The organism is Limnochorda sp. L945t (assembly GCF_035593305.1).
In the GTDB taxonomy this organism is placed as follows: Bacteria; Bacillota; Limnochordia; order Limnochordales; family Geochordaceae; genus Carboxydichorda; species Carboxydichorda subterranea.
In genome coordinates this window covers 574,608-589,689 of sequence record NZ_CP141615.1, presented here as the reverse complement: position 1 = coordinate 589,689, position 15,082 = coordinate 574,608, and the positions used below count along the sequence as shown (strand labels likewise).

The following is a 15,082-nucleotide window of genomic DNA, read 5'->3' as shown; positions in this document are numbered from 1 at the left end:
TTGCCGGCATCACCAGGAAGGATCGAGGAAGAGCCCATCCGGATCGTGGTGGAAGGGCAGCAGCTCATCGGAATCGTGCACCGGCCGCCGGGCGGGGCCGACGAGCGGCCGCCCGCCGTCGTGTTGTGCCACGGTTTCGGCGGCCACAAGGCCGAAAACCACCGGCTGTTCGTCAAGGCGGCACGGGCGATGGCCAAGGCGGGCATGGCGGCCCTGCGGTTCGACTTCCGGGGCTCCGGCGACTCCGAGGGAGAGTTCGAGGAGATGACGCTGAGCGGCGAGATCACGGACGCGCTGGCTGCCCTCGCGTACGCCCGGAGCCATGTGGGCCGGCCCGTCGCACTGCTCGGCATGAGCATGGGCGGGGCGGTGGCCACTCTGGCGGCCGAGAGAGACGGCGACGTGGCAGCGCTCGTGCTCTGGAGCGCCGTCGCCGACCCCCTGCGCATCGCCCGGCACATGGCCACCCAGGCTCCCGACCAGCCCCGCGTCATCATGTACCGGGGCCACTACGACCGGGCGGGTAACCTGATCGGCCAGGGCTTCGTGGACGACCTCCCCCGCCACCGGCCCCTGGATGCGGCGGCCCGGTACCCGGGCCCCGTCCTGCTGGTGCACGGCACGCGGGACGAGGCCGTACCGCCCTCCGACGCCGAGCTCTACTTCGCGGCCTTTCCCACCCGCGACAAGACCCTGCACCAGGTGGCCGGCGCCGACCACACCTATAACCGGGGCGAGTGGACGGATCAGGTCATCGAGACGACCGTCGCCTGGCTGCGCCGGCACCTGCTGCCCGCGCCTCAGTCGTAAGAGAGGTCGGCGTCCTTCCGGTCGGTGATGAACATGTGCCCGGGCGCGTGGGTGAGCATCAGCGACGCTTTGCTCTCGAGCGCCACCGCCTGCGCCGTCACCCCGCACGCCCAGAAGACGGGCATCTCCCCGTCGCGAACCGTCACCGCGTCGCCGAAGTCCGGACGCTCCAGGCGCCGGATGCCGAGGGCCGCCGGGTCGCCGACGTGCACCGGCGCCCCGTGCGCCCCGGGAAAGCGCGCCGTCACCTGCACTGCCCGCGGCACGAGCTCCACCGGGATGGGGCGCATCGTCACCACCAGCGGGCCGCGGAAAATGCCGGCGGGGTCGCAGGCCCGGTTGGTCACGTACATGGGAACGTTCTTGCCCTCTTCCAGGTGGCGGACCGGTACGCCCGCCTCGAGGAGCGCCCGTTCGAACGTGAAGCTGCACCCGAAGAGAAAGGCCACCAGGTCGTCCCGCCAGAGATCCAGGACGTCCGTGGGTTCCCCTTCGAGGCGTCCGTCACGGTAGATGCGGTACCTCGGCACGTCCGTGCGCAGATCCGCGCCCGGTGCCAGTCGCCGCGGCTCCCACGAGCCGGCGTCGGTCACCTCCAGGAGCGGGCACGGGTTGGGGTTGCGCTGGCAGAAAAGCAGGAAATCGCAGGCAAACTGGCGGGGCAGGACGACCAGGTTGGCCTGCGCGTACCCCGGGCACAGGCCTGCCGTGGGCCCTGTCCACCGCCCCTCCCGGATGGCCTGCCGGGCCTCCCGTGGCCCGCCGAACGCTTCAACGGCCCGCAGGCTCACGGCCTGCCACCTCCCGCAGGGGCGCGATCCGGACGCCGGCGGCCCGCAGCTCCCGGGCCATCCGCTCCACGCTGGCCGCCGCCTCGGGGTTGTCGCCGTGCACGCAGATGGAGTCGACCTGCAGCTGTACCGGCGTGCCGTCGACGGCCGCCACCCATCCTTGCGTCGCCATCTGCACCGCCCGTCGCGCCACCTCGGCCGGGTCGTGCAGCACGGCCCCGGGAAGGCGGCGGGAGACCAGCGTGCCGTCGGGGTTGTAGGCCCGATCGGCGAACACCTCTTCCGCCACGGTGAGCCCCGCTTCCCGGGCCCGCCGCGCAAAGAGCGACCCGGAACGGGCCAGCACGATCAGGCCCCAGGAGCGCAGGGCCAGCAGAGCCTCGATGACGGCCGACGCCAGGCGATCGTCGTCGGAGGCCGCGTTGTAGAAGGCGCCATGCAGCTTCACGTGCTGGAGCGGGACGCCGGCGGCCTCACAAAAGGCCTTGAGCGCGCCCACCTGGTAGATCACGTACGCCCTCGCTTCGGCCGGGCTCAGCTGCATCTCCCTCCGGCCGAAGCCCATCAGGTCCGGGTAGCCGGGATGCGCTCCCACCGCAACGCCGTGCTGCTTGCAGCGGGCCACGGTGCGTTCCATGACGAGGGGGTCACCGGCGTGGTAGCCGCAGGCCAGGTTGACCGAGGAGACGTGGCCAAGCACCGTCTCCCCCGGCTCGATCTGCCACGCCCCGAAGCTCTCCCCCATGTCACAGTTGAGGTCGACCAGGCTTCCGCCCAACCCTCCTCACCCCTCTCCTCGGCCATTTACCCGGCGGAGCGCCGTCTCACGCTCAAACGCCCAGAAAGGCACGCCGCATCGCCTCCGAGGCCAGGAGCTCCGGCCCCCTCCCCTGCACGACGGTACGCCCCGTCTGGAGCACGTAGCCCCTGTCGGCCAGCCGCAGCGCCTCTCGGGCCCGTTGTTCGACGAGCAGGATGGTGAGGCCCTCGTCGCGCAACCGGGCAACGACCGCGAAGAGTTCCTCGACCAGTTTCGGCATGAGCCCGAGCGAGGGTTCGTCGAGCATCAGCAGTTTGGGCCGGGCCATGAGCCCGCGCCCGATGGCCACCATCTGCTGTTCCCCGCCCGAGAGCGTCCCGGCCCGCTGGTGACGGCGCTCGCGAAGCCGGGGGAACAGATCGTAGACCCGTTCGAGCTGCTGCTCCGTCTCGGGCCCCCCGCCCACGGAGAACGCGCCCAGGCGCAGGTTTTCCTCGACGGTCAACGGCCCGAAGACCATCCGCCCCTCCGGCACGTAGGTGATGCCCATGCGCACCACCTCGGGCGTCCCCTTGCGGGAGAGGGGAGTCCCTTCGAACCGCACCTCCCCCCTCACCGGGTGGAGCGCGCCGGCGATGGTCTTGAGGGTGGTGCTCTTCCCTGCCCCGTTGCTCCCGACCAGCGCCACGAGCTCTCCCCGGCGCACCTCCAGGGAGACGTCGTGCAGCGCCGGCACCCCGTCATACTCCACCGAGATGTGCCGGACCTCGAGCATAGCTCCCCCCGAGGTAGGCTTCGATGACCTGCTCGTCCCGGGCCACCTCCTCCGGCCGCCCTTCGGCAATCTTGCGACCGCTCGCCAGCACCACGACCCGGCCTGCCAGGCTCATCACGAAATCCATCACGTGTTCCACGACGATGAGCGTCAGGCCGAGCTCCCGGTGCAGGGCACGCAGGAGTTGCTCGAAGGCCCGGATCTCCTCCGGGCTCAAGCCTGCCGCCGCCTCGTCCAGCATCAGCAGCCTCGGCCGGGTGGCAAGTGCCCGCGCCAGCTCGACCCGGCGCTGCCACGCCAGAGGAATCTCGTGGGGCTGGGCACCCCGCACTCCGGCCAGATCCAGGCGCTCGAGGAGGGCCAACGCTGCCTCTCGGGCCCGGTCCGGGTCGTCCGTACGGCAAAAGGCCCCGACCATGACGTTTTCCTCGACCGTCAAGCCTTCCATCGTGCGCAGCGACTGGAAGGTACGGGCAATCCCCGCCCGCGCCGTCCTGTGCGGAGGCCAGCCCGTGATGTCGACCCCGGCGAAGCGGACCGTCCCACGGTCGGGCCGGTGGTAGCCGGCGATGCAGTGCATGAGGGTGGTCTTGCCCGCCCCGTTGGGGCCGATGAGCCCGACGATCTCCCCTTCCTCAATGGACAGATCCAGGTAATCGTTGGCCATGACCCCGCCGAACTGCTTCACCAGCGACTGCACATCGAGAAGCACCACGGGCCCTCCGTACCTTTCCGATCGATGCGATGATCCCCCAGACGCCCTTTGGCTGGTAGGCTGCCAGGGCCATGATGACGACCGAGTAGACGAGGAAGTCGATGCCCTGTACCCCATGCCCGCCCAGCCAGGCTCCCAGGTACCGGTCGAGCGGTACCAGGACCGCCGCGCCGATGAGCGGCCCCCACATGGCGCCCGCCCCGCCCAGCATGGCGGTCATGGCGATCATCACCGAAAGATCCATCGGCATGACCGAGAACGGGTCGATGTATCCGAAGTAGGCGGCGTAAAAGGCCCCGCCGGCGGCATACAGGGCCGCGCTCGTGACGTACGCTTTCAACTTGGCCGCAAAGACGTCGACCCCGACGCTGGCCGCCGCCTCCTCGTTGGCACGCAGCGCCCGCAGCTGATATCCCAGTCGGGAGCGGCGGATGCCGTTGACGACCAGCAGCCCGGCCAGCAGCAGCCCCAGCGCCACGTAGTGGTACCCTACCGGGTCGAGCTGCAAGTAAGCCCAGTCGGGCGCCGGCTTGATGGGCAGGTTGATGCCCCGGGCGCCGCCCGTCCACTCCCAGAAGACGAACAGCTCCTGCCACACCAGCGCCACCGCCAGCGTCCCGATAGCGAAGTAGTGCCCCCGCAAGCGCAGCAACGCCGCCCCCACCACGAACGACTCGAGCATCGCCGCTGCCACGGCGACGGGCAGGACCGCCCAAAAGGGCGCATCGAGCGTGCTCGTCAAGAGCGCGACCGCGTACGCCCCGAAACCGACGCTCTTGGCCGCCCCGAGGTCGACCTGCCCGCCGAAGCCGCCGATGGCGTTCCAACTCGTACCGTAGAGCGCGTACAGCATGAACTGCACGGCCACGGCCCGGGCGAAGCCGGCCTTCACGACCCACGGGAAGGCGAGCATAGCGGCGAGGAAAAGCCCGAAGCCGATCTGCTCGGCCCGTGGCCGGTCGCTGAGGGACCAGGCGAGCCGGAGGGTCTTGATCGGGCCGGTAGCCCCCTTGGCTCCCATGGGCGCTACCTCACCCCCAGCAAACCCTGGGGTCGGATCATGACCGCCAGGAAGTAGACGAGGTAGACGAAGGCCAGTTTGAGCTCCGCCGCTACGTACTGGGCCGCCAGCATCTGCACGACGCCCACCAGGATGCCGGCTACGAAAGCCCCGGGAACGCTGCCGAATCCGCCCAGCGCGACCGCCGTGAACGTGATCATGGCAAACAAAGTGCCGGCCGTGGGCGAGACGTAATAGAAGTTGGTGAGCAGCGCCCCGGCCATTCCCGCCGTGGCCCCGCCGATCGCCCACCCCAGGGCGTTCATGCGCTCGGTATCGATGCCCATGTACTGCGCCGCCTCCCGGCTGACCGCCGTAGCCCGCAGCGCCACCCCCACCCGAGTGCGCTGGAGAAGTACGTACACCAGCCCGAAGAGCACGGCGCTCCCGGCGGCCGCCGCCAGGCGCGTGGCATCGAGCACGATGCCCCCGAGCAGCACCCGCTTGCCCAGCAGCACCCCGTGGGTCACCGAACGCACGTTGGGCCCGAAGACGGCGAGCGCCCCGTAGCGAAGGAAAAGCATCAGGCCGAAGGTCCCGAACAGCTGCGCCACCATCGGCCCGCGCAAGAGCCGCCGCACCAGGAGAGCGTAGGCGGCCACCCCCAGGAGGGCTCCCACGGCCGCAGCGACCGGGAGCCCCGCCAGCGGGTCGGGGAAGACGTAGGTCGCCGTGAGCCACGCCGCGTACATCCCGATCATGAGGAACTCGCCGTGCGCGAAGTTGACGGTGTCCATCACCCCGAAGATGATGGTGAGCCCGAGCGCCAGCAGCGCGTAGACGAGCCCCATGAGCACTCCCGAGACCAGCACGTCGGCCAGGACCATGGAGATGACCGCCCCGCCTCTGCCAGGATGACTTCGGGTCGACCTACCTCCAGCCCGGGAACGGGTAGACCACGTCGGCCGTGGCCGATTCGAACGGGTAGACGATCTCCAGTTCGACTCGCTCGGTCTTCGGGTTCCACTGGTACTGCCCGATCATGCCGGTCGCGTGAATGTTTTGATGGGTCTCTCCCGGATAGAGGCCGCCGAATTGAATCCCCTTCCACGGCGTGATGATTTGATCACCGGGTACGTTGAGTTCGTCGAGGGCCTTTTGCAGGGCCGCCGGCTCCGTCGACTTCGCGCGGTCCAGAGCATACGCCCAGGCGATGACCCCCAGGGTTTCTCGGGCCGACTCTTCGACCAGGTCGGCGCCGTATCGCTGGCGGTAGAGGCTGTTGACGGCCGCTGCCACGGGCTTCACCTGCGTAAGCTTGCCGATGTAAAGCGAGCGCGTCAGCACACCGTGCAAGTCTTTGCCGATGGCTTTCACGAAGTCGGGATTGGTGAAGCCGGCGTCCTGGCCCCAGATGAGCTTGGGAGCGGCCTGGCGCAGCCGCAGGGTGCGCATGAAGAGGATGGCGTCGGAAACGTACGAGATGAACAGGTAGGCGTCCGCGCCCGAGGAGGCGAGGCGTATGGCCTCGCTGGTCAGGTCCGGGGAGTTGGCCGGGTACTTGATGTACTGCACGACCTGGTAGCCTCGCTCGGGCGCCAGCCGGCGGTCGATGTCGTCGCCCGAAGCGGTCCCGAACTCGGTGTTTTCCGCGACGATGGCGAGCTTCGTGATGGCATCCTTCGGGACGGCGGGTACACCCCGCACCTTTCCTGCCTTGAGCCCGTCGAGGAAGTTGAACAGGTCCTCGTCGAAGATTTGATCGTGCGGCGTCACCCGCCAGAACCACCGGTAGCCCATTCGGGTGAGCGACGGCGACGACGAGTCGGCGTTGACGAACGGGATGCCGTAGCGCTCGGTGACGCCCGCGACGGCCTTGGTCACCGCACTCTGGTAAGCCCCCATGAGCCCCACGACGTTTTGCTCGAGGATGAGGCGCCTCGCCAGGTCGGCCCCCACCGCCGGATCGCCGCGGGAGTCGACGAAGACGGGTTCGAGCCGGGCGCCACCCAGCCCGGGAATGCCTTCCCACTTCGCGACCTCCAGGCCCTTTTCGGCCAGTTCGGGGTAGGCGTTGTTGACGATGTCGACCATGAGCTCGATGCCCTGACGCAGCTCTCGCCCGGTCGGAGCCAGCGGCCCCGAGAGGGGCAAGATGACACCGATTTTGACGGTACGGGTAGCCGCCATCGCCGGTACGGAGCCGGCCAAGAGCAGTACGATCCCGGCAACGGCCCATGCAAAGCTCGACTTCTTCCACGACCCGACACGCAGCATGGCCCCAGCCCCCCTCATCCTGGAAAGCCTTGTGACATCTTTCACGCATGTACCCTCGCTGCGTATTGGGAGTGGGGTACGAGCCGCGCCGTCAGATTCCTTTACAACTTTCTCACCCTCAGCACCGTTGCAGCGCAACACGAAGGGAGGGCCACCGCGTCGCGGTCGCCCTCCCTCACCCGCACCCGGTCACGAGGTCGATGCCGACATCGCGTACCGGAGCGCTAGGCCCCCGTGGAGCCCTGGGCAGGGCCCTGCTTTTGCTCGCCCGCCGCCTTCTTGCCTGCCCCGACCTTCTGGACGAGGTCCGGCACCAGGTCCAGGAGCTTCTCCAGTGCTCCCCGGCCGCCCAGGGAGTAGACCCTGAGCTCGCCGTCCACGATGGCCGCCAGGGCGGTCGGAACGAGCCGCATCCCGAGGCCGCCGCCGGCCCCGCCGCCTTCGCCCGTGGTCTTGCCTTCGCTCTCCGGCCCCTTGCCGCTCCCCCCGCCGGCCCCCACGCCCACCGTTGCGGTCATGATGGGGATGAGCGTGACGTTACCCACCTGGAACGGCTCCCCGATCACGCGCCGCGTACTCACCATGCGTTCCGTATTGGCCATCAGGTTGTCGATCACGGCGTTGATGTCCATGTCCACCGTCAAACCTCTCCTCCTACCCGGGCCGTTCGCCGCGCCCGGCTGGCTTCATCGAGCCTTCGTCGTGCCCACACCCGGGACCACCAGGCCCGCAGCGCTCGTCTGGCATACCGCCGGGCCGGCCGGCTGGCCAGCAGCGCCACGCCCGCCCCCAGGATGCGCCCAGGCCAGATCCGGAAGCTGCCCTGCCACTCCACCTCGAAGTCCTGGCCCGTCACCTCCTCTCCTGGCTCCACCGCCGCCATCACGTCGACGGTACCGACTCGCACGGGGATCCCCAGACCCCGGGCCGCTCCGGCGGCGCCCAGCGCCCACCCCGCTTGGGCCGGGTCGGAGACAGCCAGTCGCCGGATCTCCAGCGCCCGCACCTCGACGGCCCGCGACAGCCGCCGCACGAAGTGCGGCACCTCCGGCAGCCATTGGGCCGCCAGTTCGAGCCACCCGGCGACGCTGGGCCCCTGGCCGGCATGGCCCCCGTACCGCTCGAACCAGCGCCGGGAGCGGCGGAGGGGCTTTCGCCGTGCTGCTGGCGGGACGCCGGCACGCCTCGTGCCTTTCGTGGGTGCCCTCCTGCGCTGGCGTACGGGGGGCTTGAGGCGGATACCCCCGAGCACCGTCGCCTCCCACCGGTGGGTCCACCTCCTGCCGCTCCGCTCGCCGCCCACGGCCAGATCCACGGGGGAGAGCACGACCGCCGCCCCGGCCCCGACGACCAGTGCCAGGACGGAAAGCTCGATCGTCACGCCGGCGCCCACTGGCGCACTCCTCCTCCCCGCCGCTGGCCCAACCAACCGGCAGCACGCCGGACGAGGCCCCACACCCAGGGGACCCGGGCACGCCCGGACGGGAGACGCCGGATCCGGACGACCCACCCCCCGGCCTTCGCCGCGGCCCGCACCGTCCCGCTCATCAGCGCCCAGGAGCCGCCCATCGCGCGCCGGGCAAGTCGTCCACGCAACGCCCGTGCCGCAAGCCGCCTCATCCCCGCAAGCCCCGTACCGCCCACGAGCGGCGACCTTCCTTCCGTCCTCATGCCCTTCTCCCGTCGCTCGAGGGCCTCGCGTTGCTCCAGGGCACGCCGGACGGCCTCCTCCACGGCCACCCGGCCGGCGACCGCGGCGGCGGTGCGTCGCTCCTTCTCCATCTCCAGCCGGGCTCGCGCCTCCACCCACCGGGCGACGGCCACGTGCTGGCCCACCCGCATCTGGCACGCCGGGCATCCCCTGAGATGCTCGATGACCAGGAGGGCCGGCAGCTCCTCGAGGGTGCCGTCCACCATCTCCATCAAGAGGTCCTCAGACGGGCATGCCGTACCCATGGCTGCTGCCCCCACTCCCTCGCTTCGCCACCGCCGGCGCATTCTCGAAGAGGGCCTGGCGCAGGGCCTGCCTGGCCCGGAAAACGTACGTCTTCGCCGTGCCCTCGGGCCATGCCCCGGCCGCCGCTATCTCCCCGTACGAGAGCCCTTCGACCGCGCGCAGCCAGAGCGCAGTGCGCCACTCTTCGGGCAGGGCGGCCCATGCCTCTCCCACGGCCCGCAGCCCCTCCTGGAGCACGAGCCGTTCTTCGACGGTGCCGTCGCCTCCGCCGGCCGGATGCTCGGGCGCCTGGCCCGCGGCGGCCAGTTGTTCCAGGGATGTTTCCCACTCCGCCCTGCGGCGGGTCTGCTGGCGGCGGTTGCGGCACACGTTGAGGACGACCTGGCGCAGCCACGGCTTGAAGGGCCTCGTCCGGTCGAAGCGACCGAGGTGGAGCGCTACGGCCAGCAAAGCGTCCTGGCTCCATTCCTCGGCCTCCCGGCGGTTGCCCGCCATGAGCGAGCACAACTTGAAGACGTAGGGGTAGTACGCCTCGAGCAGCCGCCCCAGGGAATCCCGGCTGCCGGCCAGCCATTCCCGCACGAGCCGGGCTTCGGTCGCTTCGCGGGCCGCCACCGGGTTACCACCCCTCTTGCGCCTTCCGTCTGTCTGTACAAAAAAGAGGCCCCTCCGGTTTCACGGAGGGGCCCGCAAACACGGGGAAAGTTACGGCTATCCCAGCATCTCGAGGAGATCCGCCGCTCTCAGCCCGAGGAAATCGGGCACGACCCGCCGCGCCCCCGCCTCCCGCAGCCGCTCGGCCGGCTCCGTGGTGGTCACCGCCAGGCAGACCCCGCCCGCCGCTACCGCCGCCCGCACCCCGGCGATGGAGTCCTCGACGATGACGGCCTGCGCCGGAGCGACCCCGAGCGCCCGGGCCGCCTTGAGAAAGATGGCGGGGTCGGGCTTCGCCGCCTCCACGTCCTGCCCGGTGATCACCGCGTCGAACGCCCCGTCGATGCCCAGGTGCCGCACGATGGCCGCCGCGTTCTCCGGCGGACCCGAGGTCGCCAGCGCCAGCGGCACCCGGTGGCGGCGCAGGTCACGCACCAGGGCCTGCACGCCGGGTACCGGCTCGAGGGTGGCCACGAAACGTTCCCGGAAGAGGGCCTCCTTGCGCCGGGAGAGCGACGCCTTCTCCTCCGGGGTGAAGCGCCCGGGGAACAGCGCCTCGAGGGCCTCTTCGTTCTTCCGGCCCGTGAACTCCCGGTGGAACATCTCCTCGGTGATCACGACGCCGCTTTCCTTGCTGAACTCCTGCCATGCCCGGAAGTGGGCGGGGTTGCTGACGACCAGCACCCCGTCCATGTCGAAGATGACTGCTGCCACGCACGGGCCGCCTTTCCAAGGGGACTTCGCCTGCATTGAACCACAGCCGGCGAGTAAACGCCAAGGGACGGAAGGGCTCCTTTCAGGAGAAGGGAAGGCGCGACGGGCGGCATCCCCGTGGAAGGGATGTCGCCGCCCGCCGCGCCGCGATGCCGGGAACGATCCCCTCAGCGGCTCGGTACGCAGATGACCTGCCCGGGGAAGATGAGGTCCGGGTTGGTGATCTGCGGGTTGAGGGCCAGGATCGCGGTGACCGTCGTGCCGAAGCGTTGTGCGATGAAAAACAGCGTATCGCCGGGCTGCACCGTGTAAGCCGTGGATCCGGGCGGGCATATGCCGGGCGGAGGCGCCGACGGCACACAGAGCACCTGGCCCGGGAAGATGAGGCTGGGGTTGGTGATCTGAGGGTTAGCCGCGAGGATCGCGCTGACCGTCGTACCGAAGCGCTGCGCGATGAAAAACAGCGTATCCCCCGGCTGGACCGTGTACGGGGTCGTCCCCGGTGGACAGGTGATCGGCGGAGGAGGCGGCGCCGCCGACGGCACACAGAGCACCTGGCCCGGGAAGATGAGGCTGGGGTTGGTGATCTGAGGGTTGAGGGCCAGGATGGCGTTGACCGTCGTGCCGAAGCGCTGCGCGATGAAGAACAGCGTGTCCCCAGGCTGGACCGTGTACGGGGTGGAGCCCGCCGGGCAGATCGAGGAGAAGGCGATGGGCTGTCCTGACAAGCCGTGTCGCTCCCTTCCCACGAGGGTTCAGCAGCGTGGTCAGGGTATGACGCGCGTCCCTGACGCGTGCCGCGAGGATGCGTCCGGCGACCCGGGTCCTGGGGAAGGACAGCCACCCGGTCGCTGCCCTTGACGCCGGGGGTGCCGGCCCCCGATACTTTCAGCGGGATACGTGGCCCTGGGGGAGTCCCATCGGGGACTGAGAGGACGGCCCCGTCGCCGTCGACCCCTCGAACCTGATCTGGGTCATGCCAGCGAAGGGAAGGGCTCTCATGAGCGAACGGCATCTGCCGGCCCCGCCCGCCGCCTCGAGGCCGGCGCGCCCCTGGTACACCCGCCCCGAGCTCGTCGAACGCTACGAGTCGTGGTACGAAGGCCCCACCGGCATCCGCATGGACCGCCAGGAAAAGGCGGTGCTCCGCCGGATGCTGGACGAGGCAGGCTGGCTCGGGCCACGAGCCCGCCTCCTGGAAGTGGGAGCCGGCACGGGGCACTTCACCCGCTGGCTGAAGGGGCTGGCCGGCCGGGTCGTCGGGGTCGACCTGTCGCCCCTCATGCTCCGCAAGGCCCGGGAGCTCGGTACGACCGGCCTGGTCGGGGGCGACGCCGCGAGGCTTCCTTTTGCGAGCGGCTCGTTCGACGCCGCCGTCCTCGTCGCCTGCTTCGAGTACATGCCGCATCCGGTCCGGGTGCTGCAGGAAGTGGCCCGGGTGGCCCGCCGCGGTCTCGTCCTCGGCCTCATGAACCGCCGCAGCGTCGCCGGCGTCCGGCGGCGCCTCCAGGTCGCCCTGGGCCGCAACGACTTTTTCGAAGGCGCGCACCTGTACACGCTCGCAGAGATCCGCCGGTTGGCCCGCGAGGCGTTCGGGGGGCACGCCCGGCTCGCCTGGCGCTTCACCCTCTATCCTCCCGGCGTTCCGGTCGCTTCGTCGCCGGTGGGCGGCGGCTCGTTTCTCGCCGTCCGCGTCGAGTTGCCCGGCAGCTCCAGGAGGTGAACGCCGTGGCCGCTCCGCCTCTCGGCAAGCTCAGCCGCCAGGCTTTTGACGCGCTCATCGCCCCTCACCTCGGCGCCGCTCGCCCCGGCCAGGTGCTGGTGGGGCCGCGCCACGGGGTGGACGTGGCCATCCTGCGAACCGCGCCCGGGCAGGTCATGGCCGTGACCGCCGACCCGCTCTCCCTCATCCCCGAACTCGGCGTGGAGGCGTCCGCGTGGCTGTCGGCGCAGCTGCTTGCCTCGGACGTGGCGACGAGCGGGCTCGAGCCCGCCTTCGCGGTCGTCGACTACAACCTGCCCCCGCAGATGGACGACGAGACCCTCGCGCGCTACCAACAGGCGCTCCACCGGGCGCTGGCCGACCTCGGGGTGGCCGTGGCGGGCGGCCACACGGGGCGCTACCCGGGGTGCGACTACACCATCATCGGCGCCGGCGTGATGATGGCCACGGGGCCGGAGGACCGGTGGGTCTGCTCGGCGACCGCGCGCCCGGGCGACGCCTGTGTGGTCACGAAGGGAGCGGCGGTGGCCGCCACCGGCATCCTGGCCCGCGTCTTTCCGGAGACCGCCCGGCGGGTCCTGGGCGACGAGGGCGCGCGGGAGGCGGCCGCGGTCTTCGGGCAGTTCGGCGTGGTCAAGGAGGCTCGCCTTGCCGCCGCTCTTGGAGTGCGAGGCGGCGGCGTCTCGGCCATGCACGACGCGACGGAGGGCGGCGTCTTGGGTGCCATCGCCGAGATGGCCGAGGCCTCCGGGCTCGGGGCCGTCGTCGAGCGTGAGGCCATTCCTGTGAGCCCCGTCACCCGGGAGCTGTGCCGCGCCTTTTTCGGGATGGATCCCTACACGGCGCTGGGAGAAGGGGCACTCGTGCTGGCCGTCGACCCGGCCCGGGCTGCCGAGCTGCAGACGCGCCTCGGAGCCGCAGGGATCCGGGCGGCCATCGTCGGGCGGTTCGAGGCGCCCGAGCACGGCCGTTGGGTCGTCGAGCCGGACGGGCGCAAGACGCTCCTGGCCCCGCCTGCCGCTGACCCCTATTGGGCGGCGTACGCCCGCGCCCGGGAGAGTGGTTGGCGTTGACCCGCCTCGGAGGGCTGTATCTCGTCGTCGATCCGGGCCTCGCCGCCGGCCCGTGGGGCGTGGAGGGAGTGCTGCAACGGGTCAGCCGGGCGCTGGCAGGGGGCGTCGACCTCGTCCAGTTGTGGGCGCCGTCGTCCGAAAACGCGGCGGCATTCCTCTCTCCGGAGCAAGCCCTGCGCCTCGCCATGGGCTTGCGGGTTCTCACCCTCGAGGCCGGGGTGCCGCTGCTCATCGGGGAGGACGTGCAGCTCGCCGCCCGCCTCGGTGCCGACGGCGTGCACCTGGAGGGCAGCGCGCCTGCGCCGGCAGAGGTGCGGTCTACCTTGGCTCCCCGGCTCGCCCGCCTCCAGGGCCGTGGGGCCCTGGTCGGTTACACGTGCGGCAACGACCTCGAGAAAGTGCGATGGGCTTCCAGGGCCGGTGCGGACTACGTCTCGTTCTGCTCGGTGTTTCCCACGACGTCGGCCGTGTCGTGCGAGATCGTTTCCCTGGCCTCGGTGCGGGCGGCGAGGGCGCTCGAGCCCGATCTCGTGCTGTTCGCCTCGGGAGGCATCACGCCCGGCAACGCAGGGGACGTCCTGGACGCCGGTGCCGACGGGATCGCCGTGGTTTCGGCGGTGCTCAAGGCGCCCGACCCGCAGCAGGCGGCCCGGGACTTCCAGGAGCTGCTGCGACGCCGGGGGCGACACCGCTCGGGTCGCGCCGTCTGACCGCCGATGCCGGCCCCGGCCCATGGATGCATCCTACGGCGTCTCGCCCTCTACGCCCGCCGCTTCCACCACCACGGCGGGGCAATCGCCGTCCACCGTGACGGGAACGCCGAGCGGCAGGGTCAGCCGGGCAGGGCCATGCCCGGCGGCGAGCCCGTATACCGCCGGCTTGCCCCGAGGGAGCAGGATGTCGTCGAGCACCTCTCTGACCGTGAGCGTGGGGCGCTCCGGTTCGGGCGGCAGGCAGTCGACGCACTCGGCGACGACGAACCCTGCCGCCTCGTCGAGCTTGCCCGCCAGAGCCAGGTGCGTGAGCATGCGGTCGAGCCGGTACGGCGCCTCCCCCACGTCCTCCAGAAGCAGGATGCGGCCCCTGGTGTCGATCTCGTAGGGCGTTCCGAGCGTGGACACCAACAACGACAAGTTGCCGCCGACCAGCAAGCCCGTCGCCCGCCCGGGATGAAGGGTCTCCAGCGCGGGCCCACCCGCCGGGTTGACCAGCCGGCCCAGGGGCTCGGGACGGGTGACGGCCCGCAGGAACGCGCTCCAGGTGAACGCCACCCCCGCGTCCTGGATCGCTCCCGGGTGCGGCGTCTCCCCCAGGCCATGCCTCTCCCCCCGGCCCGAGGTCTCCCCCGTGGATGGGCGCTGCACGGCGAAGTCCCGGGCGAGGGCCCCGTGGAACGTCACCAGCCCCGCCAGCTGGCCGATGGCGACGTGAAGCGCCGTGATATCGCTGTATCCCACGAAGACCTTGGGGTGGGAGGCAATGGCCCCGTAGTCCAGCAGCCGGAGGATGCGAAGCGCCCCGTAGCCTCCTCCGATGCACACGATCCCGTGAACGTGCGGATTGGTGAAGGCGTCCATCAGGTCGGCCGCCCGGTCGGCATCGTTGCCGGCGAGGTAACCCCGGGCGTCCAGGGCGTGGCGCCCCACGACGGTGCGGAACCCCGCGCCCTCGAGCCACGCCCGGGCCCGTTCCACGGTTTCGGGCGAAAGCACGTTGTCCTTGTAAGGGGGCGACGCGGGCGAGATCAGCGCCACCGTATCACCGGCGGCCAGGGCTCTGGGACGGCGCATGGACACCCTCCTTTACACACCGTTTACAGTGTAGCCGTTGCGC

18 protein-coding genes and 1 riboswitch are annotated in these 15,082 nt (G+C 70.7%); of the genes, 4 read left to right on the top strand and 14 right to left on the bottom strand.

Going from position 1 to position 15,082, the window contains the following annotated elements; all coding sequences use genetic code 11:
- Positions 1 to 810, top strand: a complete 810-nt coding sequence (locus U7230_RS02755; protein ID WP_324717221.1) for an alpha/beta hydrolase — start codon at positions 1 to 3, stop codon at positions 808 to 810.
- Here U7230_RS02755 and U7230_RS02750 read toward each other — a convergent pair.
- From U7230_RS02750 to U7230_RS02690, 13 genes are all read right to left on the bottom strand, one after another.
- A complete protein-coding gene (locus tag U7230_RS02750) occupies positions 801 to 1,595 on the bottom strand; it encodes a putative hydro-lyase (protein WP_404980621.1) in 795 nt (264 codons plus the stop codon). The two genes, U7230_RS02755 and U7230_RS02750, sit on opposite strands and share 10 nt — an antisense overlap.
- A complete protein-coding gene (locus tag U7230_RS02745; protein ID WP_324717219.1) occupies positions 1,582 to 2,379 on the bottom strand; it encodes a LamB/YcsF family protein in 798 nt (265 codons plus the stop codon). Before U7230_RS02745 ends, U7230_RS02750 begins: the two co-directional genes overlap by 14 nt.
- 52 nt (positions 2,380 to 2,431) lie before the next feature.
- Positions 2,432 to 3,136: an ABC transporter ATP-binding protein gene (locus tag U7230_RS02740; protein ID WP_404980546.1), complete on the bottom strand. Its 705-nt coding sequence runs from the start codon at positions 3,134 to 3,136 to the stop codon at positions 2,432 to 2,434.
- Positions 3,102 to 3,851, bottom strand: coding sequence for an ABC transporter ATP-binding protein (locus U7230_RS02735; protein WP_324717217.1), 750 nt, complete (start codon positions 3,849 to 3,851; stop codon positions 3,102 to 3,104). Before U7230_RS02735 ends, U7230_RS02740 begins: the two co-directional genes overlap by 35 nt.
- Complete coding sequence (locus tag U7230_RS02730) at positions 3,772 to 4,872, bottom strand: branched-chain amino acid ABC transporter permease (protein WP_324717216.1); 1,101 nt, start codon at positions 4,870 to 4,872, stop codon at positions 3,772 to 3,774. The genes U7230_RS02735 and U7230_RS02730 overlap by 80 nt, the downstream gene beginning before the upstream one ends.
- 5 nt (positions 4,873 to 4,877) lie before the next feature.
- Positions 4,878 to 5,738, bottom strand: coding sequence for a branched-chain amino acid ABC transporter permease (locus tag U7230_RS02725; RefSeq protein ID WP_324717215.1), 861 nt, complete (start codon positions 5,736 to 5,738; stop codon positions 4,878 to 4,880).
- 43 nt (positions 5,739 to 5,781) lie between these two features.
- Positions 5,782 to 7,128 (bottom strand): ABC transporter substrate-binding protein, encoded by a 1,347-nt coding sequence (locus U7230_RS02720; RefSeq protein WP_324717214.1) that lies wholly within the window; start codon positions 7,126 to 7,128, stop codon positions 5,782 to 5,784.
- A gap of 224 nt (positions 7,129 to 7,352) precedes the next feature.
- A complete protein-coding gene (locus U7230_RS02715; protein WP_324718169.1) occupies positions 7,353 to 7,766 on the bottom strand; it encodes a GerW family sporulation protein in 414 nt (137 codons plus the stop codon).
- A gap of 2 nt (positions 7,767 to 7,768) precedes the next feature.
- Positions 7,769 to 8,521, bottom strand: coding sequence for a hypothetical protein (locus U7230_RS02710; protein ID WP_324717213.1), 753 nt, complete (start codon positions 8,519 to 8,521; stop codon positions 7,769 to 7,771).
- Positions 8,506 to 9,084, bottom strand: a complete 579-nt coding sequence (locus U7230_RS02705; protein WP_324717212.1) for a zf-HC2 domain-containing protein — start codon at positions 9,082 to 9,084, stop codon at positions 8,506 to 8,508. Before U7230_RS02705 ends, U7230_RS02710 begins: the two co-directional genes overlap by 16 nt.
- Positions 9,062 to 9,700 carry an RNA polymerase sigma factor gene (locus tag U7230_RS02700; RefSeq protein WP_324717211.1) on the bottom strand — a complete coding sequence of 213 codons (639 nt, stop codon included), beginning with the start codon at positions 9,698 to 9,700 and terminating at the stop codon, positions 9,062 to 9,064. The genes U7230_RS02705 and U7230_RS02700 overlap by 23 nt, the downstream gene beginning before the upstream one ends.
- Positions 9,701 to 9,796: 96 nt before the next feature.
- The gene (locus U7230_RS02695; protein WP_324717210.1) at positions 9,797 to 10,453 is read right to left on the bottom strand and encodes an HAD family hydrolase; all 657 of its coding nucleotides are present in this window, start codon (positions 10,451 to 10,453) and stop codon (positions 9,797 to 9,799) included.
- A 167-nt stretch (positions 10,454 to 10,620) separates the two neighbouring features.
- On the bottom strand, positions 10,621 to 11,181 hold the full coding sequence (locus U7230_RS02690) for a LysM peptidoglycan-binding domain-containing protein (RefSeq protein WP_324717209.1): 561 nt from the start codon (positions 11,179 to 11,181) through the stop codon (positions 10,621 to 10,623).
- Positions 11,182 to 11,351: 170 nt separating this feature from the next.
- Positions 11,352 to 11,461: riboswitch (TPP riboswitch) on the top strand.
- On the opposite strand from U7230_RS02690, the gene U7230_RS02685 reads away from it, so the two are divergent.
- The 3 genes from U7230_RS02685 to U7230_RS02675 all read left to right on the top strand — a co-directional run bounded on the left by U7230_RS02685 (position 11,454) and on the right by U7230_RS02675 (position 13,959).
- Positions 11,454 to 12,176, top strand: coding sequence for a class I SAM-dependent methyltransferase (locus tag U7230_RS02685; RefSeq protein WP_324717208.1), 723 nt, complete (start codon positions 11,454 to 11,456; stop codon positions 12,174 to 12,176). It overlaps the preceding riboswitch by 8 nt.
- A gap of 5 nt (positions 12,177 to 12,181) precedes the next feature.
- Positions 12,182 to 13,249, top strand: a complete 1,068-nt coding sequence (locus U7230_RS02680) for an AIR synthase family protein (protein ID WP_324717207.1) — start codon at positions 12,182 to 12,184, stop codon at positions 13,247 to 13,249.
- Positions 13,246 to 13,959 carry a thiamine phosphate synthase gene (locus U7230_RS02675; RefSeq protein WP_324717206.1) on the top strand — a complete coding sequence of 238 codons (714 nt, stop codon included), beginning with the start codon at positions 13,246 to 13,248 and terminating at the stop codon, positions 13,957 to 13,959. Before U7230_RS02680 ends, U7230_RS02675 begins: the two co-directional genes overlap by 4 nt.
- A 33-nt stretch (positions 13,960 to 13,992) precedes the next feature.
- Here the strand turns inward: U7230_RS02675 and U7230_RS02670 are convergent, their stop codons facing one another.
- The gene (locus tag U7230_RS02670) at positions 13,993 to 15,039 is read right to left on the bottom strand and encodes a S66 peptidase family protein (protein WP_324717205.1); all 1,047 of its coding nucleotides are present in this window, start codon (positions 15,037 to 15,039) and stop codon (positions 13,993 to 13,995) included.
- Between the last annotated feature and the right edge of the window lie 43 nt (positions 15,040 to 15,082).